Below are 2,487 nucleotides of genomic sequence, written 5' to 3'. Positions count from 1 at the left end.
ACGGCGAGCGCGTGCTGATTTGCGCCGCCGGTAAACAGCCTGCCGATGCCTTTGCCGGGCAGATAAGCGAGCTGGAAAGCGCGGGTCAAACGGTGGTGCTGGTGTTGCGTAACGATACTGTACTCGGCGTGCTGGCCTTACAGGACACGCTGCGCGACGATGCCCGCACCGCCATCAGCGAACTTAATCAGATTGGCGTGAAAGGGGTGATCCTGACTGGTGATAACCCACGTGCAGCGGCCGCCATTGCCGGTGAACTGGGCCTTGAATTCAAAGCGGGGCTATTGCCGGAAGATAAAGTGCAGGCAGTTTCCCATCTTAACCAACAGTCGCCGCTGGCGATGGTTGGCGACGGCATCAACGACGCTCCGGCGATGAAAGCAGCCACCATCGGTATTGCCATGGGGAGCGGAACCGACGTCGCGCTGGAGACCGCCGATGCCGCCCTGACCCACAACCGCCTGCGTGGTCTGGTGCAAATGATTCAACTGGCGCGGGCCACCCACGCCAATATTCGCCAGAACATTGCGATTGCGTTGGGTCTGAAGGGGATTTTCCTCGTCACCACGCTGCTCGGGATAACCGGACTGTGGCTGGCGGTACTGGCAGATACGGGGGCGACGGTACTGGTGACTGCTAACGCGCTGCGGTTGTTACGTAAAGGATAGTTTTTGCCGGATGACGGCGTTGCCCTATCCGGCCTACGGGTTACACGTTCTTTGTTTGCCGGATAAGCGTTAGCGCCATCCGGCAAACAAAACTACTGACCTTTACGCAGCAGATAGCGGTACGGCAGCGAGTCGGTCTCTTTAGCCACCAGCTCATGCTCCATAAAGGTACAGAAGCCAGGAATATCGCGGGTTGTTGCCGGATCGTCGGCGACAATCAGCAGTGTTTCACCGGCCTGCATGCCACGTACGGTTTTACGCACCATCATCACCGGTTCCGGGCAGCGCAGTCCCTGGGCATCAAGAGTATGGTCGGGAGAGGTAAACAGATCGCTCATCGTAGTCTCGTTCATTCAAAAACGGCGTTATTTTACGCTCTGTTGTGGCGTAAGCCAATCAGGTTAACGATTGCGTGAAAAACAACCATTGCAATGTGCTCTTAAAGCAGTATCATGCGACGGTTTTTTATTGGGTTCCCTCACCCCATCCAACAAAAAGGTCACAATATGACTCCGTTTACACAAACTCAGCGCGTAAAAGCGTTGTTCTGGCTATCGCTATTTCATCTGCTGGTGATCACCTCCAGCAACTATCTGGTGCAGCTTCCAATCTCCATTTTTGGTTTCCATACCACATGGGGCGCGTTTAGCTTTCCGTTTATTTTCCTCGCCACCGACCTGACCGTGCGTATTTTTGGCGCGCCGTTGGCACGACGCATCATCTTTGCGGTGATGATCCCCGCGCTGCTGATCTCCTATGTCGTTTCATCCCTGTTTTATATGGGATCATGGCAGGGATTTGGCGCACTGCTGCACTTTAACCTGTTTGTCGCCCGTATCGCCGCCGCCAGCTTTATGGCTTACGCGCTGGGACAAATTCTGGATGTGCATGTCTTTAACCGCCTGCGTCAGAACCGTCGCTGGTGGCTGGCGCCAACGGCGTCCACGCTGTTTGGCAACATCAGCGATACGTTGGCCTTCTTCTTTATCGCTTTCTGGCGTAGCCCGGATGCCTTTATGGCCGAGCACTGGATGGAAATCGCGCTGGTCGATTACTGTTTCAAGGTGCTGATCAGCATTATTTTCTTCCTGCCGATGTACGGCGTGCTGCTGAATATGTTGCTGAAAAGGCTGGCAGATAAATCCGAAATCGCTGCATTGCAGACGAGTTAAAGGTTCATTTTCCGAGTTGTGATAAGATGGACGAATGAGCCGTTATGGCCGTTTATCGAAAGGAAGAAGTCAATGCGCAATCTGGTTAAATATGTCGGTATTGGCCTGCTGGTTATGGGGCTTGCGGCCTGTGATAATAGCGATACAAAAGCGCCAGCAGAGAAAGCTGCCGCAGAAAGTAGCGCCAGCGGACAACCGGTCAGCCTGCTGGACGGCAAACTCAGTTTTTCCCTGCCAGCGGATATGACCGATCAGAGCGGCAAGCTGGGCACTCAGGCGAACAATATGCACGTCTATTCTGACGCAACCGGCCAGAAAGCGGTGATTGTGATTGTTGGCGACAACACCAACGAAGACCTGGCTGTGCTGGCAAAACGTCTGGAAGATCAGCAGCGTAGCCGTGACCCGCAGCTGCAGGTCGTCACCAATAAATCTATTGAGCTGAAAGGCCACACGCTGCAGCAGTTAGACAGCATCATCTCGGCTAAAGGCCAGACCGCTTACTCTTCTGTGGTGTTGGGCAAAGTGGATAACCAACTGCTGACCCTGCAAATCACGCTGCCTGCTGACGATCAGCAAAAAGCACAGACTACCGCAGAAAACATCATTAACACGCTGGTTATCCAGTAACGGTTAAGACGATGACG

The 2,487-nt window shown here is 54.0% G+C and carries 4 protein-coding genes; 3 read left to right on the top strand and 1 reads right to left on the bottom strand.

Going from position 1 to position 2,487, the window contains the following annotated elements:
- Positions 1 to 668: HAD-IC family P-type ATPase (locus tag FDX03_RS23685; RefSeq protein ID WP_249357122.1), on the top strand; the 668-nt coding region annotated here is incomplete at its 5' end.
- 92 nt (positions 669 to 760) lie between these two features.
- On the opposite strand, the gene tusA is transcribed toward FDX03_RS23685, so the two are convergent.
- The gene (gene tusA / locus FDX03_RS19870) at positions 761 to 1,006 is read right to left on the bottom strand and encodes a sulfurtransferase TusA (RefSeq protein ID WP_005121576.1); all 246 of its coding nucleotides are present in this window, start codon (positions 1,004 to 1,006) and stop codon (positions 761 to 763) included.
- 168 nt (positions 1,007 to 1,174) lie between these two features.
- Here tusA and FDX03_RS19865 point away from each other — a divergent pair, with 168 nt between their 5' ends.
- Positions 1,175 to 1,840 carry a 7-cyano-7-deazaguanine/7-aminomethyl-7-deazaguanine transporter gene (locus tag FDX03_RS19865; protein ID WP_003837818.1) on the top strand — a complete coding sequence of 222 codons (666 nt, stop codon included), beginning with the start codon at positions 1,175 to 1,177 and terminating at the stop codon, positions 1,838 to 1,840.
- Positions 1,841 to 1,912: 72 nt separating this feature from the next.
- On the top strand, positions 1,913 to 2,470 hold the full coding sequence (locus FDX03_RS19860; protein ID WP_101742578.1) for a DcrB family lipoprotein: 558 nt from the start codon (positions 1,913 to 1,915) through the stop codon (positions 2,468 to 2,470).
- The last annotated feature ends 17 nt before the right edge of the window (positions 2,471 to 2,487 follow it).

This window comes from Citrobacter sp. wls827 (genome assembly GCF_005280875.1).
Classification (GTDB): domain Bacteria; phylum Pseudomonadota; class Gammaproteobacteria; order Enterobacterales; family Enterobacteriaceae; genus Citrobacter; species Citrobacter youngae.
The sequence above is the reverse complement of the archived record's forward strand: the minus strand, read 5'-3'. Positions and strand labels throughout refer to the sequence as shown.

Coding starts and splice junctions, on each gene's coding strand:
- tusA (WP_005121576.1), bottom strand. CDS start 1,006: ATGAGCGATCTGTTTACCTCTCCCGACCATACTCTTGATGCCCAGGGA.
- FDX03_RS19865 (WP_003837818.1), top strand. CDS start 1,175: ATGACTCCGTTTACACAAACTCAGCGCGTAAAAGCGTTGTTCTGGCTA.
- FDX03_RS19860 (WP_101742578.1), top strand. CDS start 1,913: ATGCGCAATCTGGTTAAATATGTCGGTATTGGCCTGCTGGTTATGGGG.